We start from the raw sequence: 24792 nt of genomic DNA, 5'->3' as shown, positions 1-24792 counted from the left end.
ATGTATGGTACTAACAAATTTGTAAGTAATGGGAAAGCTAAAAGAAAATTCGACGAATAATATCAACAGACAGTATATACAAGGATGTGACCTGAGCTATGCTGTATGTAAAATCGGAGGCCGATGGAAACTGATTATTTTAAACAAACTAAAAGACGGAAAATTACGTTTCAGCGAACTTAGGAACTCTATTTCAGGAATAACGGAAAGAATGCTTACCCTACAGCTGAGAGAATTGGAAAAAGAAAACTTAGTAAAAAGGACTGTTTATGCAGAAGTTCCTCCAAGAGTAGATTATGAGCTTACAGATATTGCCCGGGAGCTGATCCCTATATGGAAACAGCTTGATGAATGGGGAGGAAAGCATAGGGAAATGATGCTTGCACTGGAAACAATTGAAGAATAAGAGATTTCGAAATTAAATAGGTTTGAAAATAAAAGGATCGGGATTTTATCAAAGATAAAATCCCGATCCTTAAACGTCTTAGAAATATAACAATTACATCTCTGCGTTTGCTCTATTTACCCTTTTTGAAAACAAAATATGAGCGATCAAAGCCAATACCCCAAATACCGTTCCTACAAGACATACGCCGCTCCATTGAGCCTTTTGCCATGCAACGGATGCCAGCCAGGTTCCGAGTGAGCCTCCGATGAAATAAGACACCATATACACTGTATTCAGTCTGTTTACAGCATTTGATTTGATCAGAAAATAATTGGTCTGGTTCATAATATGGCTGGACTGCACCCCAAGGTCTACAAGAATTACTCCTACAATGAGTCCCCAATAGGTTTCTCCGGCAAAATAAGTAAAGCCCCAGCTTCCGATAACGATCAATAAAGAATATAATATAATGCGGTTAATATCCAGATATTTTTGAAGCTTTCCCACTTTTGCGGCAGCTAAAGCACCTACAGCTCCTGCTAATCCAAAACTTCCTACAACAGATGATCCGGCATTAAAAGGTGGTTTCTCCATGTGAAAAACCAAAGTTGTAAACAATGCACACATAGACCCAAATGCCATTGCCCCGCGGAAAGATGCCAGCTGAAGAACGGGTTGTGTTCTGGCAAGTTGAGCAACAGAACGCATCAACTCTTTGTAAGTTCCTTTAAAATTAGGTGAAAGCTCAGGAAGCATTTTATATACAGCCAGCCATACCAGGATCATAAGTCCTGCCGCAATACCAAACATCGCTCGCCAGCCCCAGACTTCACCTACTATACCTCCTACAAAACGGGAAAGAAGAATTCCCAGTAACAGTCCGGACATTACCAATCCGATATTGGCCGATTTTTCTTTATCTGATGAAAGTTCTGCTGCAATAGGAACAAACAGTTGTGGAATAACCGATGTAGCTCCAATCAGCAGACTGGCAGCATACAGCATCCACAATTGAGTGGCAAAGGTCATCCACAAAAGGGATCCAAAAACAAGAAACAAGTCTATTAAAATCAATTTCTTACGGAAAAACTTATCACCCAACGGGACAATCAGCAACAGTCCCAATGCATAACCGATCTGAGTAAGTACAGAAATTTTACTTGCTGCGCTCTCAGAAACATGCAGCTCTTCTGAAATAAGTGCCAGTAAAGGCTGATTATAATAATTGTTGGCAACTACCAGTCCGGAAATAACGGCCATAAGCCAGATAACAGTCCGGGAAATACCTTGGGAAGAACTCTCCTGCATTACGTATAAAGTTTTTATTTGAATTGAAAGGGGTCTGACGGCAGATCATAATGCATCCGTCAGATTTTTAAGAGATCAAAGATAATCATTAAAAAAAGAAATTATTCTTCCTGTGTCTTTACATTTCTAAGAATAATACAGGATTCTGCGGTAAGTAGAATGATTTCAACACCCTGTCTGTATGATTGTTTTTATTGATGATATATATCGATGGAAAACCTTTTGAATGTTAGAAATATTAAGGAAATTTGCAGCATGAAAATCATTCCGCTCAAAGAAGGCAATTTCTCAGCAAGCAAAACCAAAGACTTCACTCTTTTAACAGAAGAAAATTTTGATAAAGTTGGTGGAATCAAAATGTCTGTACAGCCTTTTCTTATCATCACTGAAAATGATTATATTCTTTTGGATGCCGGAATTGGCTGGAAAAATGAGTCCGGAGCAACTGTTATTTCAGAAATTCTGGAAAGAGAAAATATTCATCCTGATCAAATCACAAAGCTATTGCTGTCCCATCTTCACAAAGATCATATTGAAGGTGCAGTAACCGCTACTGATAATGGTTTTGAAGCCACTTTTCCGAATGCCCAGATTTATATACAGAAACGTGAACTGGATTTTGCCATGGAAAAGAAAGGTAATCCTTCTTTTGATTTTACTATTTTGGAACAGCTGATTCAGCTTCCCAATATTATCTGGATGAATGAAGACAAGGGACAAATCACAGATGAGATTTCCTATGAAGTGGCAGGAGGACACACTCCTTTTATGCAGGTTTTCTGGATCAGGCAAAATGGAGAAACTGTTTTCTATGGGGCTGATGATCTTCCGCAGGCCTCTTATTTAAAATACCATGTAGCCTATAAAAGTGATTTCGATGGCAGAAAAGCCATGGAATTACGCCTTAAATGGGAAAAGGAAGCAAGAGAAAGCCGTTGGAAAATTCTTCTCTATCATGATCTGGATAAAGCGGTAATAGAAATTTAAATAAAAAAAATGGTTTAAATTTCATTAAACCATTTATAAATATCAAATTCAGAAGGAATGTTGAGTTTTTTTCTGATCCTGTTTTTTCTGTTTTGTATCGCTTTGGGTGTTACAAAAATACAGGTTGCAATTTCCTTAGTGGTCATATTGAGCTTAAGATAAATACAAAAGATCAGTTCAGAATTTTTAAGGGCTGGCTGTATAGCAGATAACTTTTTAAAAAAATCAGGATGAACCAGTCTGAATTTATTCAGCAGACGAGGGGAATTTGCTTTGGCCAGGGCCATAATTTCGTCTTGTACAAGAATTTTCTGTTTCAAATCCTCTAAATTGGGTTCAGTTTTTCTATTTTTCATAATACTTTCTCATCTCTACGCATTTCAGATACCACATCTTTTGTGAATCTGTACAAAGTCATTTTTTTCTCTGCTCAATATGGTTTTTGCTAATTTAATATCGGGAACAAAATAATTTTTATGTATTCAAAATTTTATTGGTTTTCATTACTATAATACAACAATTCATAACGTATGGTTTGTATTTATTGAATGATTGTGTTAAAAAAATCACACCTATGAATTTTATTACATTTTTATACTGGCAAAGAAAGAAAAAATGATTAAAATTTTATAAAAACCGCGTACCACATAGATACCACGTTATATTTTAAACAAAAATATCTTAACTGCTTTTATCAGCCTGTTTCCCTTTATTTACGCATTAATTTTTGGTGGGATGTAAATGTAGTGGGTTATTGCCTTTACTTTTTATGATCTCAGTCAATGTTTTCCGGGCTATGCATGTGTAAAAAATGAATATATGTGGTATGTGAATGGTACCACATGATAAGAGAAATCAATAAAATTGATGTTCCTTTATTTTATAAATAAAATCACAACTATGATTATTGATAGTTTATTAATTTCTTTTGGAGTGGAAACCAGAACTTATCATACAGGCGAGATAATCTTTCATGAAGAAGAGCTCCCATCCCATTATTATCAGATTAAAAAAGGGAAAATTAAACTCAATAATTATACGGAAGACGGCAAAGAGTTTATTCAGAATATATTCTCAGACGGCCACAGCTTTGGTGAATCTCTACTGTTTGTAGACCGGCCTTATCCTATGAATGCTGTAGCGATAGAAGATTCCGTTATTTACAAAATGTCGAAGCAGAATTTTTTGGACCTGATCAAAAGTAACCCTGAAATTTCACTCAATATTTACGAATGTCTTGCTGAAAGAATGTATTACAAATATATCATGCTGTATAATCTTTCTTTCCAAAATCCCGTTGGTAAACTAAAACTGCTGATGGATTACCTGAAAAGTTATCATGAAGATAAAACGCTTTATTCTTTCCAGATTCCTCTTACCCGCCAGCAGCTGGCATCACTCACCGGATTACGTGTAGAAACAGTTATACGGACCATAAAGCAGATGGAGAAAGACCAGATTGTGAAAATAGAAAAACGAAAGATTTATTATTAAAAGTAAAAGCCGGAGAGATCCGGCTTTAATTATTTGTTGAACAATATATGTATTATTTTCTTCAAACTCTATAATCCTCTACTGATCAAGCTGTCTTTGAAATTCCTCCAGATATTTGGCAAGATGAAGACCATCAGCCAATCCGTGATGGGCTTCAATAGAAACTGGAAGATACTTTCTGCCGTCACGGATATTGAATCTTCCAAAAGCAATTTTAGGGACTGATTCTGTAGTATTAAAATCTGTAGGGTGTAATATAGCACTGAAGGAATTCCATGGAATAGTCGTGTGTCTTACGTGGTCTTTTCCCAGTCTTCCATTGCTTAATCTTAATCCTGAAGTCTGATGCACTCCTTTTATTTCCTCCTGTAGCGTTTCATTGAAGGTTTCAAAATCTTCTGAGAAAGGAGTAAATGAAAATCCGAAAGTCCCATCCGGTCTTCCAATCGTACTGCCGGCATGAACCGTATCAAACTGTATTACCTGACCATCGATAATTCTCAGTTTTAATTCATTCACAGTATTAATTGCGACCATAGACTTGTGAAAATAGTAGGCAAAAAAAGAATATCCTTTTTCTTTCGCTGTGTCATACGCTTTTGTACAGTCTACCTCTGTTGTAAATCCAAAATAAGGGCTTGCCATTTTAGAAAAAAATTCAAAATGCTCTTTTCTGTTCCAGTTCTCTATATCTACAATCTTCATTGATTCTTATTTGCTGCAAATTTCTGAAAGTTTATCCGGTTTTAAAAGCTTATACATAAAAATATAATTAAAACTTAATTTGGTAAATCAGCTATTTGGTAGATATTTTGCTGCAAAATACACGTATTTTACAATCTAACTTGTATATCTTCAGATAACTCCTTTTCATTCAGGAGCTTCACAACATAAAACTTAATTAATAACTACATAAAAATATAACAATGGAAAAAATCGGGTTCATCGGACTAGGAAATATGGGCCACCCTATGGCAAAGAATATTGAAAAAGCAGGATTTCCACTTTCGGTTTACAACAGAACTTCTGAAAAAGCCAGGGATTTTGAAGAGAAGTCTTCAGTCTATACCCAAATTAAAGATCTGGTACAAAACAACGATATTATATTCACAATGCTGACCAACGACAGTGCTGTAAAAGCCGTATATGAGGAAATTCTTTCTTTAGATATTCAAGGAAAACTCTTTATAGATATGAGTACTATTTCCCCGGAAGCCTCAAAAGAAACTGCAGCTGCCTTGAAAATAAAAGAAGCTTCCTTTATTGATGCTCCTGTAGCAGGAAGTACTCAACCTGCACAAGAAGGGACGCTAATCATTATGGCTGGAGGTGAAGAAAAAGACATCCAGCGCGCTATGCCCTATCTGTTGAAAATGGGGAAATCTGTGAAACATTTGGGTGAAAACGGAAAAGGAATCGCAGGAAAACTATCTATCAATTATTTTCTTTCCACCATTTATCAGGGACTGGCAGAAACTGTTTTACTGGCCGGAAAATTAGGCATTGAAAGGTCTGATATGCTGGAAATAATCAATGAAAGTGCCAGTGGAAGCAGTGCTACCAAAGTAAAAACATCTTTATTAATAGCAGACCAATATGCTCCGGCATTTGCTCTTGATCTGATGCTGAAAGATATTCTTCTTGCTAAAAATGCAGGCGCTGATTATCCTTTATCCGAAGCTTTGATTCAAACCTATCAAAATGCACACGACAAAGGCTTTGGTCAGGATGATGTTATCGGGATCATCAATTATTTAAAAACAATAGGATAAATAAGGAGATCATGAATTACAAAGGAAACCATTGGTCTGCAAGAAAAGTGGATCATATCTACATCGTTAGTCTTGACAACCGTTCTAATATTGCAGAAGCTTTAACGGACTTTATTCAAAGCCAAAATATTCTGGCAGGAGAAGTTACAGGAATAGGAGCTGTAAGTGAAGCAACACTTCGTTTTTTTAATCCTTCAACCAAAAAATATGTGGATAAGACTTTTAAAGAACAGATGGAAGTCACCAATATCTCCGGAAATATCTCTGAGATAGAAGGAAAACCGACTCTACACCTTCACATTACGTTGGGAAGAGAAGATTATACCGCTTTGGCCGGACATCTTTTAGAGGCAAAAATCCAGGGAGCAGCGGAATTCATTATATATCCGCTGGATACAAGAGTCGTGAAAATTAAAAATGAAGAAATAGGAATCAATCTCTATGATTTTGAAAAATAAAGCTCCAGTTGCAGTTGAAAGTGGTATTTTTGATAAAATATTTATTTGATGTTTGAGGTTCTGCTTTCCCATATCGAGAATAAAGTTGATATTACTGACGAACAGAAAAATCAGGTTCAGACTTTCTTTACCCTTAAAAAACTTCGTAGAAAACAATATCTTCTTCAGGAAGGAGATATCTGCAAATCGTTGTCTTTTGTAAGCAAAGGTCTGTTAAAATCTTATTTTCCGGATGAAAAAGGAAATGAACACATCAATATGTTTGCCTTTGAAGGCTGGTGGATCTCAGACTTCAACAGTTTTATCAATCAGGAAAAATCGGTACTGAATATTGATGCTGTTGAGGAAACAGAAGTATTGATGATCACCTTGGAAAATTATGAAAAAATGCTGTTGCAAATTCCTGTGATGGATCGTTATTTCAGAATTTTATATCAGAACAGCCTCGTTACAAAAGATTACAGACTCATTGTTTCCAACGGTTATACTGCTGAAGAAAAATATCTTCAACTGGCACAAAAGAACCCTGAAATGATCAAAAGAGTACCTCACAATCTTATCGCCTCTTATCTTGGTCTTGCTCCTGAAACCGTAAGCAGAATCCGTAAAAAGAATTCTTTAAACAACACTTGATCCAGATCAACCCGAATGCATGATCCAAATCAAGGATAAAAGCCTCTTATCATCCATAATTTTGTACAAGAAATTTTATAATACTTATGGAAAATATTGCATTGGTAGTAGGCGCTACCGGAATTACAGGAAGTAACCTCGCTGAGGAACTGATCGCTCAAAGCTGGACAACATATGGATTGTCCAGAAATCCAACCTCCAATATCCAGAGCCTTCATCCTGTTAAGGCAGACCTGATGAATGAACAGAATCTTGCTGAAGCCCTGGAAGGAATCTCTCCTACTCATATTTACTTTACCACATGGATGCGTAATGATACTGAAGAGGAAAATATCCGTGTCAACAGTATGCTTGTAAGAAATCTGTTAAATGTTTTATCTGCTAAAAAATCAGTGAAACATGTGGCTCTGGTTACAGGACTTAAACATTATCTGGGCCCATTTGAGGCTTATGCTAAAAAAGGAGTTTTACCGGAAACTCCTGTCAGAGAAGAACATCCAAGGCTTCCTCTTCCCAATTTTTATTATGCACAGGAGGATGAAGTGTACAAAGCTTCCGAAAGAGATGGCTTCACATGGAGCATTCACAGACCACACACGGTTGTTGGATACGCCGTGGGAAATCTGATGAATATCGGGACCACATTGGCTGTGTATGCCAGCATCTGTAAGGAAACAGGACGAAAATTTATCTGGCCGGGATCTGAGGCACAATGGAATGGCGTTTCGGATGTAACAGACGCAAGAGTTCTGGCTAAGCAATTGGTTTGGGCTTCCACCACAGAATCGGCCAAGAACCAGGCATTCAATATCACCAATGGAGATGTCTTCCGGTGGAAATGGTTATGGAAAAGGATGGCAGATTGGTTTGGTGTAGAAGCTGAAGGTTTTGACGGTACGATAAAACCTCTGGAAAAAGAACTGGAAAACGACCACGAAATCTGGACTGCAATTGCAGAAAAATACAATCTGAAAGAAAAAAATCTCAACCGTCTCTCTTCGGCATGGCATACCGATCTGGATCTGGGGAGACCTCTGGAAGTGATGTGTGATATGTCAAAAAGCAGAAAACTTGGTTTCACAGCTTATACCAGTACAGAAGATTCTTTTACAGATGTCTTTAAAAGATTAAAAGCTGAAAATATGATTCCTTAATAGAAATTATTGTTGGAAAACATAAAAACGCAGAAAAGTGTAACTCAGAGAGATTATGTAGGTTGAAATTTTATCGGAGATAAAATCTTTGCATCTTAAGAATATTTACACTGCCAAATTCTCTTTGTGTCTTTGCGTTTTCCAACAATTAATTAACTCTAATATTAAAAATTGTGTTTTTTTAATGATTTATACTAAACTTCTGTAGTCGTTACGCCAAATTTCTTTTTAAAAGAAGAATAAAAATGGGATAAATTCTCAAAACCCAGATCAAGATAAATATCTGAAGGCTTTTTATCCTTGTTTTTAATTAAATAATAGGCTTCCTTTAATCTTTTTTCCTTCAGCCATTGTTTGGGTGTCATCTGAAATGTTTTATTAAAATCCCTTTTAAATCCTGATAAACTGCGACCTGTAAGCTTGGCAAAAGCATCTACCGATACATTGAACATAAAATTTTTGTTCATAAACTCCGCAAGATCAATTTTATGAGGTTCTGAAAAATCAAAAAGCAGGTTTTTAAGATCAGGATTACTCAGCAAAAGGAGTTCTATGGCTTCTTTCACCTTTAAAGCTGATAATTTTGGAGGAATCTCCAGTGTTCTATTAATGTAAGGAATAAGAGATGTAAAATAGCTGGAAAAAAAATCGTTAGGCTCAAAAAACAACCGCTGATTCCCTGGAGAATTATTATGTACAGTTATTTTGTTTTCAGCCGCATACTGTCTCAGCGTTTCATCATCAAGCGTGATGGAGATAAACTGATACTTTTCATGCGCTGAAGGATATTTAATAGTCCTGATCAGTTGATTTTTTCTGACCAGAACTACTGTATTTTCTTTAATCACAGTCTTACCTTGCTCATGAAAAGCATGTGTTTCTCCGGAGATCTGAAATCCCAGAAAATGGTCCGGAATGAATTCTTCGTGACCTCTGTAGGACTCAAAAGCACATGAATAAACCAGTTTATCGAATATGATCTCAGAAGTGTTTTCCATGATACAAATATCTGAAATTTAAGCAATAGCCAAAGCGCCCGCCTCTGCAATTTCTTTATCCTGTTCGGGAGTTCCGCCTGATGAGCCTATCGCACCAATGATCTTTCCTTCTGTGTTTTTAAGGACAACACCGCCTGCAATAGTCAGAAGCCCATCATTTGAATTCAGCATACCGTAGCTGTGAATCCCGGCTTCCGAAATGATTTCTCCCATCACATCACTGTTTACTCCGAACATCACTGCTGTCTTTGCTTTTTTAACTGCAAAATCAATCACTCCATAAACACTGTCCAGTCTTGCCAATGCTACCAGGTGTCCTCCGGCATCCACCACGACAATGCTTACAGGAATATTCATAGATAACGCTTTTTCCTTTGCTCCATGCAGCGCTTTTTCAGCGGTTTTATAATTCAGTTCCATGATATTAGCTTTTTGCAGTCCATGCATCTGCCTGAAGCTGTTTTACGAAATCTTCAGTATCTTTTGGATGTACATTTCTGAAATGACTTTCATCATCTAATGCTACATTCACAATCACCTCTGCCATAGACTGTGGATCCAGCTGATGAGCTAATGATTCTGCAGTACCATCGAAAACTGAAGGTGGTGTAAAATTAGTTTCAGGGTTGTACCAACGGGAAATAGTATCTACCCCACGGTCATTAAATCCTGTTCCAAAAACACCCGGATTACAGGTAGCAATTTTAATATTAAACTGAGCCAATTCTGTTCTTAAACCTTCAGCTATGGATCCCATAGCATGCTTTGATGCACAATAAGCAGCTACATAAGGAACAGTCCATAGTTCACCCATAGAAGTTGTAAATACGATTTTCCCCGGTTTCTTTTGATCTATCCATTTTTTGATGAATCCCTGCGCCAGTTCCAACCCACCAAAGACGTTTACATCAAACATTGAACGGATTAAATCGATTGGCTGCTCGGCAATAGGCCCGCCCTCCATTATTCCTGCATTGCTGATTAAAATATCTATATCATATTTCCCATGAATATAAGCAATATCACGAGGATTGGTAACATCCAGTTTGTCTACTGTAATTTCTACTCCCTGTTCTTTTGCCTCTCTTATAAGGTCGCTCATCTGCGGGTAAACCTGTGCAGTAGCAATTACCTTGTGTCCTTTTTTTGCTAAATCAAATGCAGCAATCTTTCCGAATCCGCTTGCTGCACCTGTAATTAAAATTGTTTTACTCATTGTATTCTTTTTTTATGTTGGTACAAATTTCTAAGATTTCAGGAAGCTCAATATTGTTGTAGCGTTCAAATTTATATTGCTGAAAAGTTCAGATAATACAGCTAAAAGGAAAATGTTTTGCTAAATAAATACTCTTTAAAAATCATAAAAAAATATATTTATCGTTAGATTTGTAACTATTAAACTAAAAAACCATGTATGCTTAAAATTAAGACACTCTTTTTGATTTTTTTATCCACTTCTTCTTTTAGCTTTGCTCAAAACTGTACTTGTGAAAGCAATTTTCAGTGGGTAAAAAAAACATTTGAGGAAAATGATGCCGGATACCAATATGTAATCGATAAAAAAGGACTTCCTGCCTATCAGGCTCATAATAATGATTTTCTGAATAAGATTAAAAGTACAAAATCAGATACTGAATGCACTCAGACTATTTATGAATGGCTTAAATTTTTCAGAGCCGGTCATTTTTCTATTAAAATGATCGAAAAAGATAATCAGCAGCCTCAGCCAGTAACACACGAAAATAATAAAACTGAAACGGTAAAAATAGATATTGAAAAATTTAAAAAAGAAATTTTATCTAAAAAGGATTCTGATATTGAAGGTATCTGGGAAGTTCAGCCTTACACTATAGGAATTAAAAAAATCGGAGATGTTTATAAAGGTTTTATTATCCAATCCGGAGCAGAAAACTGGAAACCTTATGAATTGAAACTGATCCTTACTACTGATAAAACAAAAGGAACTTACTATTTAAGAGACAAATCCGGACAGGAAATAACCAATGTCCGATTTATTGGAAAGAATTATCTTGAAATCAATGATTTTACCTTAAAAAGAGTTTCTCCAAAATTTGAAAGAGAAGAAAATATTGAGACTTATCTTGAAGCGGCCAGCGCAGAAAAGCCTTTTTTAAAAGAAATTAATAAAACTACCCTGCTTTTAAGAATTCCTTCCTTTAATGGAGCTTTGAAAAAAGATATAGACAGCGTGATCACAGCTAACCAATCTAAAATTGAAAGCACAGAAAATCTGATCATTGATATCAGAAATAATGGCGGCGGAAGCGACAACAGTTTTGCTAAAATCATTCCGTATCTCTACACTAATCCTATCAGAAGCGTAAGAACACAATTTTATTCTACAAAGCTGAATAACCAGAGAATGCTGGAATTTTATGAGAATTATCAGAAATATGGAATCCCGGCTGAAGAAAGAGAATATCTAAAGAAAGCCTACGACAAGTTAAGTCAGAATTTAGGCAAGTTTGTAAGCCTGCAGGATGATGGAAATATAGTAGGAATCAATAAAATGGATAAAATTTCACCGTATCCAAAAAATGTAGGAATTATCATCAATGAAAGGAATGGCAGTACCGCAGAAGAGTTTTTACTGGCAGCTAAACAAAGTAAAAAAGTAAAACTTTTTGGAACTACAACTGCCGGGGTTTTGGATATCTCCAATATGTATTTTCTTCCCTCTCCCTGTAATGAATTTAAACTCGGATATTCACTCTCTAAAAGCTTCCGTATTCCGGATATGGCCATTGACGGAAAAGGGATTCAACCGGATTATTACATAGACAAAACAATCCCTGATTATCAATGGATTGATCATGTAAGCAATATACTTAACGAAAAATAATATAGGAAAGCTGTTTCAGATTGAAACAGCTTTTTTTATCTGTTTTCAGACATTCAATCATCAAAAAATTAACTGTTTATTGTAAATTGGTTAAGTTTTTGAAGCTTGTTCTATAAAACCAGTCACACCATTGAAATTAATCACATTTACAAAAAAAGGAATCTACTGTCCTCATGGAAAATTTTATATAGATCCGTGGAGACCCGTAGATATGGCGGTTATTACCCATGGCCACGCTGATCATGCCCGTTGGGGAATGAAAAAATACCTTTGCCATCATTTTACGAAACCTATTCTGCATCAAAGAATCGGAACTGATATTGAATGCCAGAGTCTGGAATATGGAGAAATTGTGACTATTAATGGCGTAAAGCTTTCTTTACATCCTGCTGGGCACATTATAGGTTCTGCACAAATCAGACTTGAATATAAAGGATATGTGACTGTTATTTCGGGGGATTACAAAGTTCAGAATGATGGATTGAGCACTCCTTTCGAGCTGGTGAAATGTAATGAATTTGTTACAGAAAGCACTTTTGGGCTGCCCATTTACAATTGGCTGGAAGTTCCGGATTTAAATAAAAAACTACAAAATTGGGTACTGAAGAATAAAGAAAATAATAAAACATCCGTCTTTATTGGCTATTCTTTAGGGAAGGCCCAGCGCATTATGAAGGCGGTAGAAGACCTTGGAAAAATATACGTCCACTATTCTATCGGAAAACTGAATGAAGCTTTTGAAACAGTAGGAATCGACCTTCCGGACTATACCATAGCAGATTTCAGGGAACGTCCAAAAGAGATGGAACATGAAATTGTAATTGTTCCTCCTGCTTTACTTGACAGTAATATCATCAAAAAAATTCCTGATCCTGCTACGGCAATATGTTCCGGCTGGATGCAGGTTCGCGGTGCCAGAAGATGGCGGAGTGCAGATGCAGGCTTTGCCATGAGTGACCATGCAGACTGGAAGGGATTATTACAAACTGTAAAGGCTACGGAAGCCGAACTCGTACATGTTACCCACGGACAGACTGAAGTTTTTTCAAAATACCTGAATGAAATCGGAGTCCGGGCAGATGTTGTGGAAACTTTATTTGGAGAAGACGAAGAAGAATCTGAAAAAGAAATCATAGAAAATCCCGAATCATGAGACATTTTGCAGACCTTATCAACGCTTTGGAAACGACCAATAAGACCAATGCTAAAATTGATGCCATCATTGATTATCTGGAACGTGCTCCTGATGAAGATAAAGTATGGTTTATCGCCTTGTTTACAGGGAAAAGACCCAAGAGAAATGTGAATACCAATTACATGAAAGAATGGGCTCTGGAAATTACAAAACTTCCTTACTGGCTGTTTCAGGAATCTTATTCTTCCGTGGGTGATCTTGGGGAAACCTTATCATTGATTCTTCCACCCCCGCAGGAAAATATAGAGCGTACCTTATCAGAATGGATGAATGATATTGTCGGTTTAAAAGGGAAAACAGATACAGAAAAAAAAGAATTTGTGTTGAATTCATGGAATGGCTTGGACTATACTGAACGTCTGATTTTCAATAAATTAATTGGTGGAAGTTTCAGAATCGGGGTATCAGATAAAACCTTGATCAATGCTCTGACAAAATTTTCCGGCCAGGAATCAAGTGCACTGATGCATAGCTTAATGGGAAAATGGCTGCCAGATGAAGTCTCTTTTAAAGAGCTTATTGATGCTGAAAATGTAAACCCTGACAACTCAAAACCTTATCCCTTCTGCCTTGCTTACCCTTTGGAAAAGGAAACTGAAGAACTTGGAAATCCTGATGAATGGCTGGTGGAATACAAATGGGACGGAATACGCGGACAGATTATCCGTAGAAATGATGAAGTCTTCATCTGGTCCAGAGGAGAAGAGCTCATCACAGAACAATTTCCGGAGATCACAGAAGTAGTAAAAGCCATGAAAGGCAACTTTGTAATTGATGGAGAAATACTTGCGGTAAAAGATGATAAAGTATTAAATTTTAATGAATTACAAAAAAGATTAAACAGAAAAACTTTAACTAAAAAAATGCTGTCGGAAATTCCTATAGAAGTCTTTGCTTACGATTTATTAGAGCTTGAAAATAACGATCTGAGAGAAAAACCCATCTCTGCAAGAAGAGCTTTGCTCGAAGAATTATTATTAAATGAAGTGCCTCAGAACATCAGCATCTCCAAAAGTCTTGACTTTGAAAAATGGGAAGAACTGGATTCTCTTCGTGAAAATTCAAGAGAAGTAAACAGTGAAGGATTGATGTTAAAACAAAAAAACTCACCCTACCATTCCGGCCGGAAAAAAGGCGACTGGTGGAAATGGAAAATCAATCCGTTTACTATTGATGCAGTGCTTATTTATGCCCAGAAAGGAAGCGGCAGACGAAGTGCCTACTATACAGATTATACTTTTGCTGTAAAAAACGGAGATACTCTGGTTACTATAGCCAAAGCTTATTCCGGACTTACTGATAAAGAAATTATGGAAGTAAGCAGATTTGTGACCAAAAATGCCATTGAGAAATTTGGCCCTGTCAGAACTGTAAAAGCAGAACTGGTCTTTGAAATTGCCTTTGAAGGAATAGGTTTCAGCAACCGCCACAAAAGCGGTGTTGCTTTAAGATTTCCGAGAATTGTACGATGGCGGAAGGATAAAACTGTGGATGAAATTGACTCTCTTGAAGAAATTAAAAAATTAATACAATAATATTTTAACGCAAAGACGCTAAGTTTTCATGTTGTTTGTGAGTATTTTTTGATCGCAAAGGCACTGCGTTCAGCCATAATAAAGTATAGTCTTCGCTAAGTAAAACGCCTTTGCGATCGAAAAACATTAAAAACGAATATAAACTCTTAGCGTCTATTGCGTTAACATTTAAATCAAAATATAAATTGGCAGCTTTTGAACATACCGACGGATTTAAGATCATCCAACAATGGATGACCGATAAAGGTATTGCCCCTTTTAAATTCCAGTTGGAAACCTGGAAGAAATTTGGAAACGGCTACAGCGGAATGGTCGTAGCTCCTACCGGTTTCGGAAAAACTTTTTCGGTCTTTTTAGCCTTAGTTTCAGACTTCCTGAATCATCCTGAAAGCTATAAAAAAGGCTTGAAAATGATCTGGATTACTCCACTCCGATCTTTATCCAAAGATATTGCGAAAGCCATGCAGGAGGCTATTGATGAAATAGGACTCGATTGGACTGTAGGCGTAAGAAACGGAGATACCGATCCGAAAGTACGACAGCAGCAGATAAAGAAAATGCCCGAAATTCTGGTTGTAACTCCGGAAAGCCTCCATTTGCTTCTCGCTCAGAAAAATAATGAACCTTTTTTCAGAGATATGAAATGTGTCGCTGTGGATGAGTGGCATGAATTACTGGGTTCAAAACGTGGGGTTATGGTGGAACTCGCCATTTCCCAGATTAGGAAATATGTTCCCAAGATTAAAATCTGGGGGATTACAGCGACCATCGGAAATCTGGATGAAGCCATGGAAGTTCTTATTCCTTATGAGAGCAAAAAGACAAAAATCACAGCCAAAGAGCACAAAAAGATAGATATTCTCCCGGTTTTTCCGGATGAAATCGAAATATTACCCTGGGCAGGGCACCTCGGAAACAAACTCGCAGATAAAGTTGTTCCGATTATTCTTGAATCAAAATCCACCATTGTATTTACGAATACAAGAAGCCAGAGTGAAATGTGGTATCAGCTTTTGCTGGATGCTCACCCTGATTTTGCAGGACAGATCGCGATTCATCACAGTTCCATTGATGCCCATTTGAGAATCTGGATTGAAGAAAATCTAAGTTCCGGCAAATTAAAAGCAGTGGTCTCCACATCATCGCTGGATCTTGGTATTGATTTTAAACCTGTGGATACTGTTATTCAGGTAGGATCCGCCAAAGGTGTTGCGCGGTTCCTTCAAAGAGCAGGACGCAGTGGGCACTCCCCTTTTGAAACCTCCAGAATCTATTGTGTTCCCACCCATTCTTTGGAACTGATTGAAGTTTCTGCTTTAAAAGAAGCTGTAAAACAGAAAGTCGTTGAGCCCAGAGAACCACAGGTCTTATGTTTTGATGTTTTGGTTCAGTTTCTGATGACACTTGCCGTTGGCGATGGTTTTTATCCTGATGAACTCTATGAAAGAATCAAAAAAGTTTATGCCTTCCAGGAAATACTCGATGAAGAATGGAAAAGTATTCTTGAATTTCTTACCATTGGCGGCAGTGTGTTGAAAAGCTATGAAGAGTTTCATAAGGTTGTCATTATGGAAGATGGTCTTTATAAAGTCACTTCAAGAAAGATCGCTATGCTTCACCGGATGAATATGGGTGTGATTGTAAGTGATGCTATGCTGAAGGTGAAATTTATTTCCGGAGGGTATATCGGAATGATTGAAGAATATTTTATTTCAAAATTGAAAAAAGAGGAAAAATTTATTCTGGCCGGGCGCACGCTGGAGGTTGCAATGATCAAAGATATGACCGTTTATGTAAGAGCAGCCAAAGGAAGAGCACTGGTTCCGAGTTATCTTGGCGGAAGATTGCCTTTAAGTACCAATCTGGGACATTTTTTAAGAGAAAAGCTCTCCCATGCCTTAAACCCGAAAGCTTCCGAAAAAGAACTGAAATTTTTACATCCATTGCTCATCAATCAGGAAAAGAACTCTCATATCCCCAAAGAAGGCGAATTCCTGGTGGAAATGATTAAAAACCGTGAAGGATATCATTTGTTTATGTATCCTTTTGAAGGCCGTCTGGTGCATGAAGTAATGGCCGCACTGATTGCCTATCGTATCTCAAAACTGGCCCCTATTTCCTTTTCGATGGCAATGAATGATTATGGATTCGAGCTGTTCAGTGATAAAGAAATACCGCTTAATGAAGATAATCTGCAGCAGATTTTAACCAGAGATAATCTGATGAACGATGTGATTGCAAGTATCAATTCTGCTGAAATGGCGAGAAGAAAATTCAGAGATATTGCCGTAATTTCAGGAATGGTAATTCAAAACTATGCCGGGCAGCAGCGCTCCAACAAATCATTGCAGAGTTCAGCCGGGCTTATTTTTAAAGTACTGGAAGAACATGATTCCAATCATTTTTTAATAAAACAGGCCTATACGGAAGTCTTTAACATGCAACTTCAGGAACAGCGGCTTGTAGAAGCTTTTAAAAGGATTGAAAAGTCTGAAATTATTCTAAAACATTCCCGTTCCTTTACTCCACTCAGTTTCCCGATCAAAGTAGACAGTCTGAGACAAACACTTTCCAGTGAAGGACTTGATGCAAGAATTAAAAGAATGCTGAAACTCTCCAATATAAGTGATATTTCGTAAATAAATTCAGTGAAATTTAATCTTATTCTTAGCCTAATATTCTAAGTTAATTTTCTTGATAAGTTTAAATAATCATCGTAACTTAGAGTATAGCTTCTCAGAAGTTTAAATAAAATTTAAAATGGAAAAATTGTTCTTAGTCCGCCACGGACAGTCACTCTGGAATCTGGAAAACAGATTTACAGGGTGGAAAGATATCGATATAACTGAAGCCGGTATTGAAGAAGCAAAAAAAGCAGGTCTTGCTTTAAAAGGAGAAAAAATAGATATTGCTTTCACTTCTGCATTGATCAGAGCACAGCATACCTTATCCATCATCCTGAATGAAATAGGAAACCCCAATATACCAATCGTTAAAGATAAAGCGCTCAATGAGCGTTCTTACGGAAATCTGGAAGGATTAAATAAAGCAGAAACCGCTCTGAAATATGGTGATGAACAGGTTCATACCTGGCGCAGATCATTTGATGTAGTTCCGCCGGGCGGAGAAAGTCTTAAAGATACGTACAACAGAGTAATTCCCTATTTTGAAAGCCAGATAAGACCATTATTAAAAAAGGGTGAAAATGTATTGATTGTCGCTCATGGAAATAGTCTCCGCGCACTGATCATGTACCTTGAACATCTGTCTCCTGAAGAAATTTTAGAAAGAGAAATAGCTACAGGCTTTCCACTGACTTATGTTTTTGATGAAAAGTTTCGTGTAAGCCGGAAGGTCAGCTGATTCAATTAATATAACGTAATTTTAAACATTAAATTTTCAATTATAAAGCGTGTTTATAGCAACCAAAAGCATTTCTGTCCAAAATGAAACTTTCATTCTGACCAATCAGCGTGCGGTATTCCGGGAAAGGGAAAAAGCCCTTATCCTTTCTGATCTTCACATCGGAAAAACAGCGCATTTCCGAAAAAATGGTATTGCACTGGCCAACCATATTATGAAAAGCGATCTGAAAAGATTATCAGCACTGATTGAATTCTTTCAGCCTGAAAAATTTATTGTAGTTGGAGATCTGCTTCATGCAGGGGACAATTCTGATGTGGATGAATTCTGTACATGGAAAAACCAATATCCCAATCTACAATTTTATCTTATTGAAGGAAATCATGACCGAATCCCGAAAGCATTGGAGAAAAAATTATGTTTCCATCACAAATCTGAATGGCTGGAAGTAGATGGTATTACCTTTATTCACGATTTTGATACAGCCAGATCCGGATTTCAGGTTACCGGACATATTCATCCCGGAATTGTGCTGAATTCTGCTGTAAAAAATATCAGGCTTCCCTGCTTTGCGCTCAGCAGCAATCAGTTATTACTTCCGGCTTTCAGTGAATTTACAGGATTGGATACTAAAAATTTACCTAAGAAAAGTACATTTTTTGTGTTTACAGATGCTGAGATTTATGAAATTTGATAAAGCTTTTTAATATAAACAGAATAAAGGCAGGTTTTTATCTGCCTTTATAACACCACCTTCTTCATTTATCAATCCTTGTCAAGGTTTTAAACCTTGACAAGGATTGCTCACTAAAATAAAATGATTAGTAAAATTTTAATTTTTCTTGCTTAAACGGATACTGTATAGAGTAATCAATACGGTGACCACCAAAAATAAAGCTCCAATCCAAGGTGTACTCGCCAATCCTAATGAGGAGGTCACAATCATTCCTCCCACATAAGATCCGATTGCAATACCCATATTAAAGGCAGCAATATTAATCCCTGAAGCTACATCCTCAGTTCCCGGAAGTTCTTTCTCTGCAATCTGTACCACTAATAGCTGAAGCCCGGGAACGGAAGCAAATGATAATGCTCCTAAAAAGAAAAGTGTAATAATACTTAATACCGGACTGCTTACAGTAAAATAAAATGCAAGCAATATCAATCCCTGGGCAGCAAACATCCATAGAAGGGCTTTTAGAGGATTTTTATTTGCAATTTTTCCTCCAACAAGATTTCCCAGGGCAATGGCAATTCCATAAATCAAAAGGATAAAAGTGACGGTTGACTCCTGAAACCCTGTAATTTTCTGTAAAATAGGTGACAGATAAGTAAAAACTACAAATGTTCCTCCGTATCCCATAGCTGTCATTAAAAAGGCAAAAATCAGACGTCTGTTTCCCAATACCTTAAACTGACTTTTTAAAGAAGCTGTTTTTCCATTTTTCAGGTTGTTGGGAACCAATAATAAACTGGCAATTAATCCAATAATCCCAAGGATTGAAACCCCAATGAAAGTTGCTCTCCAACCAAAATGCTGTCCTATGAAAGTTCCTAGCGGAACTCCTGTTACAATGGCGAGTGTAAGCCCGGCAAACATAATGGAAATGGCAGTTGCTCGTTTCTCCTCAGGAACTAATGAGGCTGCAATGGTAGAACCAATGGAAAAATAAACCCCATGAGCAAATCCCGTGAGGATTCTTGCCAGCACTAAAGTAATAAAGCCGGGGGCAATAGATGCCAGACCGTTTCCGATAACAAACAACAGCATGATGGAAACCAAAAGTGTCTTGCGTGGAATTTTCCCCGTTAATGCTGTTAATACCGGAGCCCCAATAGCCACTCCTATCGCATAAAGACTTACCAACAGTCCTGCTGAAGGAATCGTGATCCCTAAATCAGAAGCTACTGTTGGAAGCAGGCCTACAATTACAAATTCCGTAGTTCCTATTCCAAAGGCACTTATCGTTAATGCCCATAAAGCTGCAGGGAGACCTTTTTTAGCAGCCTGTGTTGCAGTATTAATCTGTATTTCTTTTTGATAATTCATTGTCTTGTATTTTGTTGATATTGACAAGGCAAATTTCCGACGAATAATTGTATTATAAAAATTATTTAAATTGTATCAATATATCAGAATAATGATAGTTTTATTTTAAATTTAAAATTTGTTCCTTTGTAGAATAATCAGCTATTTTAATGAAGAAATCAGAAGCCACCCGTCTTACTATTCTCCAGAAAGCGTTCGAATTGATCTATGTGAAAGGTTTCCAGACTACAAGCATTGATGAGATTATTGCAACGACTCAGGTGACGAAGGGGGCCTTTTATTATCATTTTAAAACCAAAGATGAAATGGGACTGGCTATTATCAATGAATTGATGAAACCCAATTTCAGACGCAACTTCATTGAATCTCTTCAGAATAATAAAAATCCATTGGATAATATTTATGAGATCATCTACAACCTTCTGATGGAAACTGACTTTTTAAAAGTTGAATATGGCTGTCCTACTTCTAATTTTGTACAGCAAATGGCGCCATGGCACAACGCCTTTACTCAAGCTTTGCACGAACTTTCAAAAGAATGGGAAAATGCTTTCGCAGAAAGTATAGAAAAAGGTAAGGAAGCAGGAATCATTAAGAAAGATATAAGTGCAAGAGAAGTAAGCATTTTTGTCATTTCCGGCTATTGGGGTGTCCGAAACCTTGGAAAAGTTGAAAATTCTAAAGAGGTATATCTTGTTTATTTAAAAGGACTTAAATCGTATTTTAAAACCCTTCAATAATTTTTTTGACTAAAAACATACTAATTAGTATGTTTTTATTATACCTTTGCTCTGTTCAAAAAAATAAACAATGTATCAAACCTTAACTTTTTTACATTCTCAGACCCGCTGGCTGGTTTTAATAAGCCTGATGTATGCAATCTTCCGCTCTTATAAAGGATATTCCTCCGACAGGAAATTTACCGGAACTGATAACGCTGTGAGACACTGGACAGCTACGATAGCTCATGTACAATTAATTATCGGAATGATATTCTATTTCAAAAGTCCTGTGGTCCAATATTTTTGGAAAAATTTTAATGAAGCCAAAGAATCTTTTGAACACCTGTTTTTCGGGTTGATTCATATTTCATTGATGATTACAGCTGTTGTGATGATCACTATCGGTTCCGCTTTAGCCAAAAGAAAACCTTCAGACAAAGACAAATTTAAAACCATGGGCATCTGGTTTTCTATAGCACTGATCATTATTTTCATTGCTGTTCCGTGGCCTTTTTCTCCTTTAGCAAACAGACCTTATTTCAGATAATTATGATGGATTTATTCAAAACAAAAATCGGCCGGCTAAGAATTCTGGCGATTCTGGAAGGCATTTCACTGCTAAGTTTAGTATGCATTGCCGTTCCTATGAAATACTGGATGGGGAACCCATTATTTGTACGATTAATAGGCCCCGTTCATGGAACATTATTCCTACTTTTTCTGTTCAATACGCTGAGTGTCGGCGTAGAACAAAGCTGGAAATTTAAAGAAATAACATGGAAAGTAATTCTTGCCTGTTTTATTCCTTTTGGAACATTCTATATTGACAAAAAAATCCTGAGCAAACTATGAAAAGTGTGCTTATATTCTGTGGAATAGCTTTTATACTGTATATTGTGTATAGGATTTATCAGTTTCAGACCTTAGATAACGGATTGCCTGAACTGATCAAAAAAGGAGCAGTCATTCTTGATGTGAGAACTGAAAAAGAATACGAAACGGGACACATAGAAGGTTCTGTTAATATTTCATTAGGAACAATCAGAGAGCGGTATATAGAATTGAATCCTGAAAAAACATACATTACAGTATGTTCCCATGGACTTCGAAGTGTAAAAGCAGAAAATATCCTGAAAGAAAGAGGCTTCAAACATATTTATAACGGCGGTGCCTGGAGTGATCTCCAAAAAACAATCAATCCATAAATGAATAAATAAACCCTCCTTGAACTTTGTCGCGGGAGGGTTTATATTTTTAAACCGTTTTATCATCCAGCCATATAACTTTTTGCTCAGATGAGTGCTTCTGCCCTATGATATCTCTATATAATTCAGGTCTTCGGGCCTTAATATACCTGTATCCTCCTGCCTGAGTAAGTTTTTCAGTAGTAATAACTGCAGATTCAAAACTGTTTTCCCATGACCGGCATTCTGCAATACAATCTCCAAAAGGATCTATAATCATAGAACATCCGTTTTTCAGCTGGTCATCATCCATACCGACAGGATTTGAAAAAACAATATAAGCGCCGTTATCATAGGCTCTTGCCGGAAGCCATTTCATCAGCCAATCTCTCCCCTTCATACCATCAAATTCTAAACGCAAAGAGGTAGGATCTGCTTCCCTGTTCTCCCAAAGCTGAGGATCAACAAAACCAGCTCCCGGCCTCGTGGAAGGAGTACACATGGTAACATGGGGCATAAAAATAATTTCGGCACCAAGAAGCCTCGTCGCTCTTACATTTTCAATGATATTGTTATCATAGCAGATGAGAATACCACACTTCCAGCCCATGATATCAAATATACAATACTCATTGCCGGGTGTAAGATGGGGATTGATAAAAGGATGTAATTTTCTGTACTTAGCCTTCAGCCCTGTTTTATCAACACATACATACGCTTTAAAAAGATGATCATGCTCATCTTTTTCAAACAGTCCGGCTAATATGGTGATGTCATTCTGAGCGGCAATATCCTGCAGTCTTTGAATACTCTCCCCTTCCGGAATACGTTCTGCAATATCAAGGAGCTGCTCTCTGGAAAGTTTCCGTGCAAAAGTATACCCTGTAATGGAACATTCATGAAAAGCAATGACATGAGATCCCTGGGAAGCGGCCTGGCTGGCCAGTTTTTCTATGACAGACAGATTATAAGCCTTATCACCACTTCTATTTTCAAATTGTGCGGTTGAAATTTTAATATTCATTGATTTTTTTAAGCAAAGCTAGATAGCTCAGCCTCTAAAAAATTGTATAAAACCGACAAGCTTATTTATAGTTCAATGAAATTGACAGCCATTTTATTTTCTGTTTTCAAATACTGTTTGGGAGTAAGCCCGATATTGTTTTTAAATTCCCTGATAAGATGGGACTGATCGGAATAACCTGCTTCATAGGAAAGCATCGTCATATTTTTATCATCAACACTTTTATTAACAAGGCTTAAAAAGTAATGAAGACGGATAATATTTCCATATTTTTTAGGGGATATTCCCATATGAAATTCAAATTTCCTTTCCAGATGACGTTCAGAATATCCTGTGAATTTTTCTAATTCTTTGGATGATACAACGCCTTTATTTTGAAGAATATATTGCTGTGTGGCCGCTATAATATGATGATCCGTGTTTATTGTTTCGGATAAAAATTCAGTAAAAAAAACATTAAGATCATTGATAACGGTCAAGGGATTTGTTTTCTTAAAAAGTTTTTCCTGAAATATTTCCAGTTTATCCTTTAAGACATCTTCAGCAGAGACAATCTGATCTCTAATCTCTTTGGCAGAAGTTTTTAAAAGGATATTTAAAAAATAGGGCTGAAATACAATGGCAATCAGCGAAAATTTTCCTTTTGAAGAGAAATCTTTATACCCATTTAAAGTTCCATAAAAAAAAGAAAGCGGCATCCGATCTTCTGAAACACCGGAATACAGATTCATATCTCCGGAGAGAATAAGCCCGGAACTGCCATCCGTAAACAGCCTTAAATTCCTTATATCCTTTTCAGAATTTTCCAAAAAGATATAATGCCTGATAAAAGGAGTCAAATGTTTAGGAGGCGAAATCTGCATTCATCAAATGTACATAAAACTTATGGGCAGAAAAAGAAACTGTTTTAATATTCAAATTCTCTCCAAAGATAAAATCCTGGCGCCTTATATCATAAAAAAATTATCCTTGCGTCTTTGCGATTTCCAACAAATACTCATAAGTTTTTGAAAAGAAATCCATTCCATGTACCACATTTTATTGTCTTTTGGTCAGGTATTTGAATGATTTAGTCTACATCAATCACTTAAAATATTATATTATGTCAACAAAGAATCTCAGCCATCTTGAGGCGATCAAAAAAATCAAGGAACTTTCAGAAAGTGCAAAAATATGTATGTTCTGTACAGAATTGGAAACCGTTCCTGTAAATTCAAGACCTATGACTCTTCAGGAAACGGATGACAATGGAAATCTCTGGTTTATCAGCAGTGGAACCAGTAACAAGAATTTTGAAATCAAAGAAGACCGAAGAGTACAGTTGTTTTTTATGAATAACAGTGATTCCCAATATCTTTCGGTGTACGGAGAAGCTTCTGTTTACAAGGATAAGGCGACCATAGAAGAAAAATGGTCTCCTTTAGCGAAAGCCTGGTTCGATGGAAAAGACGATCCCAATGTTACCATTATCCGTGTAGAACCTAAGGAAACTTACTATTGGGACACTAAAGCAGGAAAACTGGTCAGTCTCTTCAGCTTTGTTGCTTCTGCAATCACAGGGCATAAAACGAGCAATTCTGACGGTGTAGAGGGAAATGCAACCATTTAGAAAGTTCTGAATGGGCAATAAATTCTCTCAAAGATTTTACACATAAATGTAATTA

The 24792-nt window shown here is 36.8% G+C and carries 27 protein-coding genes; 18 read left to right on the top strand and 9 right to left on the bottom strand.

Annotation, left to right across the window (positions count from 1 at the left end):
• The first annotated feature begins 28 nt into the window (after positions 1-28).
• Positions 29-406: a winged helix-turn-helix transcriptional regulator gene (locus KYG33_RS03585; RefSeq protein ID WP_180563737.1), complete on the top strand. Its 378-nt coding sequence runs from the start codon at positions 29-31 to the stop codon at positions 404-406.
• A gap of 93 nt (positions 407-499) precedes the next feature.
• On the opposite strand, the gene KYG33_RS03580 is transcribed toward KYG33_RS03585, so the two are convergent.
• Complete coding sequence (locus KYG33_RS03580; RefSeq protein WP_219072680.1) at positions 500-1696, bottom strand: MFS transporter; 1197 nt, start codon at positions 1694-1696, stop codon at positions 500-502.
• 255 nt (positions 1697-1951) lie between these two features.
• On the opposite strand from KYG33_RS03580, the gene KYG33_RS03575 reads away from it, so the two are divergent.
• Positions 1952-2683 carry an MBL fold metallo-hydrolase gene (locus tag KYG33_RS03575; RefSeq protein WP_180563735.1) on the top strand — a complete coding sequence of 244 codons (732 nt, stop codon included), beginning with the start codon at positions 1952-1954 and terminating at the stop codon, positions 2681-2683.
• Positions 2684-2697: 14 nt separating this feature from the next.
• Here KYG33_RS03575 and KYG33_RS03570 read toward each other — a convergent pair whose 3' ends face one another.
• Positions 2698-3039, bottom strand: a complete 342-nt coding sequence (locus KYG33_RS03570; protein ID WP_077417421.1) for a helix-turn-helix transcriptional regulator — start codon at positions 3037-3039, stop codon at positions 2698-2700.
• 544 nt (positions 3040-3583) lie between these two features.
• On the opposite strand from KYG33_RS03570, the gene KYG33_RS03565 reads away from it, so the two are divergent.
• Entirely contained in the window at positions 3584-4177 is a 594-nt protein-coding gene (locus tag KYG33_RS03565) for a Crp/Fnr family transcriptional regulator (RefSeq protein ID WP_077417422.1), read from the top strand.
• Positions 4178-4255: 78 nt separating this feature from the next.
• Here the strand turns inward: KYG33_RS03565 and KYG33_RS03560 are convergent, their stop codons facing one another.
• A complete protein-coding gene (locus KYG33_RS03560) occupies positions 4256-4882 on the bottom strand; it encodes a chloramphenicol acetyltransferase (protein WP_077417424.1) in 627 nt (208 codons plus the stop codon).
• Between the two features lie 221 nt (positions 4883-5103).
• Here KYG33_RS03560 and KYG33_RS03555 point away from each other — a divergent pair, with 221 nt between their 5' ends.
• From KYG33_RS03555 to KYG33_RS03540, 4 genes are all read left to right on the top strand, one after another.
• Positions 5104-5949, top strand: a complete 846-nt coding sequence (locus KYG33_RS03555; protein WP_228408842.1) for an NAD(P)-dependent oxidoreductase — start codon at positions 5104-5106, stop codon at positions 5947-5949.
• A gap of 11 nt (positions 5950-5960) precedes the next feature.
• Positions 5961-6407, top strand: a complete 447-nt coding sequence (locus KYG33_RS03550; RefSeq protein ID WP_077417428.1) for a PPC domain-containing DNA-binding protein — start codon at positions 5961-5963, stop codon at positions 6405-6407.
• Positions 6408-6455: 48 nt separating this feature from the next.
• Positions 6456-7040 (top strand): Crp/Fnr family transcriptional regulator, encoded by a 585-nt coding sequence (locus KYG33_RS03545; protein WP_077417430.1) that lies wholly within the window; start codon positions 6456-6458, stop codon positions 7038-7040.
• Between the two features lie 86 nt (positions 7041-7126).
• Complete coding sequence (locus tag KYG33_RS03540; RefSeq protein ID WP_219072679.1) at positions 7127-8194, top strand: SDR family oxidoreductase; 1068 nt, start codon at positions 7127-7129, stop codon at positions 8192-8194.
• A gap of 194 nt (positions 8195-8388) precedes the next feature.
• On the opposite strand, the gene KYG33_RS03535 is transcribed toward KYG33_RS03540, so the two are convergent.
• From KYG33_RS03535 to KYG33_RS03525, 3 genes are read right to left on the bottom strand one after another with little or no spacing between them, the layout of a single operon-like run.
• Positions 8389-9192, bottom strand: coding sequence for a helix-turn-helix domain-containing protein (locus KYG33_RS03535; RefSeq protein WP_077417434.1), 804 nt, complete (start codon positions 9190-9192; stop codon positions 8389-8391).
• 18 nt (positions 9193-9210) lie between these two features.
• Positions 9211-9612, bottom strand: coding sequence for a GlcG/HbpS family heme-binding protein (locus KYG33_RS03530; protein WP_077418092.1), 402 nt, complete (start codon positions 9610-9612; stop codon positions 9211-9213).
• A 4-nt stretch (positions 9613-9616) separates the two neighbouring features.
• Positions 9617-10408 (bottom strand): SDR family oxidoreductase, encoded by a 792-nt coding sequence (locus KYG33_RS03525; RefSeq protein WP_180563732.1) that lies wholly within the window; start codon positions 10406-10408, stop codon positions 9617-9619.
• 198 nt (positions 10409-10606) lie between these two features.
• Between KYG33_RS03525 and KYG33_RS03520 the strand changes: the two genes are divergently transcribed.
• From KYG33_RS03520 to pdeM, 6 genes are all read left to right on the top strand, one after another.
• A complete protein-coding gene (locus KYG33_RS03520; RefSeq protein WP_219072678.1) occupies positions 10607-12055 on the top strand; it encodes a S41 family peptidase in 1449 nt (482 codons plus the stop codon).
• Between the two features lie 130 nt (positions 12056-12185).
• A complete protein-coding gene (locus KYG33_RS03515; RefSeq protein WP_180563730.1) occupies positions 12186-13208 on the top strand; it encodes a ligase-associated DNA damage response exonuclease in 1023 nt (340 codons plus the stop codon).
• Positions 13205-14785 carry an ATP-dependent DNA ligase gene (locus tag KYG33_RS03510; protein ID WP_219072677.1) on the top strand — a complete coding sequence of 527 codons (1581 nt, stop codon included), beginning with the start codon at positions 13205-13207 and terminating at the stop codon, positions 14783-14785. The genes KYG33_RS03515 and KYG33_RS03510 overlap by 4 nt, the downstream gene beginning before the upstream one ends.
• Before the next feature lie 233 nt (positions 14786-15018).
• Positions 15019-17424: a ligase-associated DNA damage response DEXH box helicase gene (locus KYG33_RS03505; protein ID WP_411267047.1), complete on the top strand. Its 2406-nt coding sequence runs from the start codon at positions 15019-15021 to the stop codon at positions 17422-17424.
• Between the two features lie 121 nt (positions 17425-17545).
• Positions 17546-18148 (top strand): 2,3-bisphosphoglycerate-dependent phosphoglycerate mutase, encoded by a 603-nt coding sequence (locus KYG33_RS03500; RefSeq protein ID WP_077417446.1) that lies wholly within the window; start codon positions 17546-17548, stop codon positions 18146-18148.
• A gap of 49 nt (positions 18149-18197) precedes the next feature.
• Complete coding sequence (gene pdeM / locus KYG33_RS03495) at positions 18198-18842, top strand: ligase-associated DNA damage response endonuclease PdeM (protein ID WP_219072675.1); 645 nt, start codon at positions 18198-18200, stop codon at positions 18840-18842.
• A 138-nt stretch (positions 18843-18980) separates the two neighbouring features.
• Here the strand turns inward: pdeM and KYG33_RS03490 are convergent, their stop codons facing one another.
• On the bottom strand, positions 18981-20198 hold the full coding sequence (locus tag KYG33_RS03490; RefSeq protein ID WP_180563728.1) for an MFS transporter: 1218 nt from the start codon (positions 20196-20198) through the stop codon (positions 18981-18983).
• Between the two features lie 149 nt (positions 20199-20347).
• Here KYG33_RS03490 and KYG33_RS03485 point away from each other — a divergent pair, with 149 nt between their 5' ends.
• The 4 genes from KYG33_RS03485 to KYG33_RS03470 all read left to right on the top strand — a co-directional run bounded on the left by KYG33_RS03485 (position 20348) and on the right by KYG33_RS03470 (position 22125).
• On the top strand, positions 20348-20938 hold the full coding sequence (locus tag KYG33_RS03485) for a TetR/AcrR family transcriptional regulator (RefSeq protein ID WP_077417452.1): 591 nt from the start codon (positions 20348-20350) through the stop codon (positions 20936-20938).
• A 70-nt stretch (positions 20939-21008) separates the two neighbouring features.
• Positions 21009-21467, top strand: a complete 459-nt coding sequence (locus KYG33_RS03480) for a hypothetical protein (protein WP_077417454.1) — start codon at positions 21009-21011, stop codon at positions 21465-21467.
• 2 nt (positions 21468-21469) lie between these two features.
• The gene (locus tag KYG33_RS03475) at positions 21470-21772 is read left to right on the top strand and encodes a DUF3817 domain-containing protein (protein WP_077417456.1); all 303 of its coding nucleotides are present in this window, start codon (positions 21470-21472) and stop codon (positions 21770-21772) included.
• Positions 21769-22125 carry a rhodanese-like domain-containing protein gene (locus KYG33_RS03470; protein ID WP_077417458.1) on the top strand — a complete coding sequence of 119 codons (357 nt, stop codon included), beginning with the start codon at positions 21769-21771 and terminating at the stop codon, positions 22123-22125. Before KYG33_RS03475 ends, KYG33_RS03470 begins: the two co-directional genes overlap by 4 nt.
• A gap of 49 nt (positions 22126-22174) precedes the next feature.
• Here the strand turns inward: KYG33_RS03470 and KYG33_RS03465 are convergent, their stop codons facing one another.
• The gene (locus KYG33_RS03465; protein ID WP_180563726.1) at positions 22175-23128 is read right to left on the bottom strand and encodes a nitrilase family protein; all 954 of its coding nucleotides are present in this window, start codon (positions 23126-23128) and stop codon (positions 22175-22177) included.
• A 65-nt stretch (positions 23129-23193) separates the two neighbouring features.
• On the bottom strand, positions 23194-23991 hold the full coding sequence (locus KYG33_RS03460) for a helix-turn-helix domain-containing protein (RefSeq protein ID WP_219072674.1): 798 nt from the start codon (positions 23989-23991) through the stop codon (positions 23194-23196).
• A gap of 239 nt (positions 23992-24230) precedes the next feature.
• Here KYG33_RS03460 and KYG33_RS03455 point away from each other — a divergent pair, with 239 nt between their 5' ends.
• Positions 24231-24737 (top strand): pyridoxamine 5'-phosphate oxidase family protein, encoded by a 507-nt coding sequence (locus KYG33_RS03455; protein ID WP_077417464.1) that lies wholly within the window; start codon positions 24231-24233, stop codon positions 24735-24737.
• The last annotated feature ends 55 nt before the right edge of the window (positions 24738-24792 follow it).

This window comes from Chryseobacterium sp. D764, from assembly GCF_019317325.1.
Lineage (GTDB): Bacteria > Bacteroidota > Bacteroidia > Flavobacteriales > Weeksellaceae > Chryseobacterium.
The sequence above is the reverse complement of the archived record's forward strand: the minus strand, read 5'-3'. Positions and strand labels throughout refer to the sequence as shown.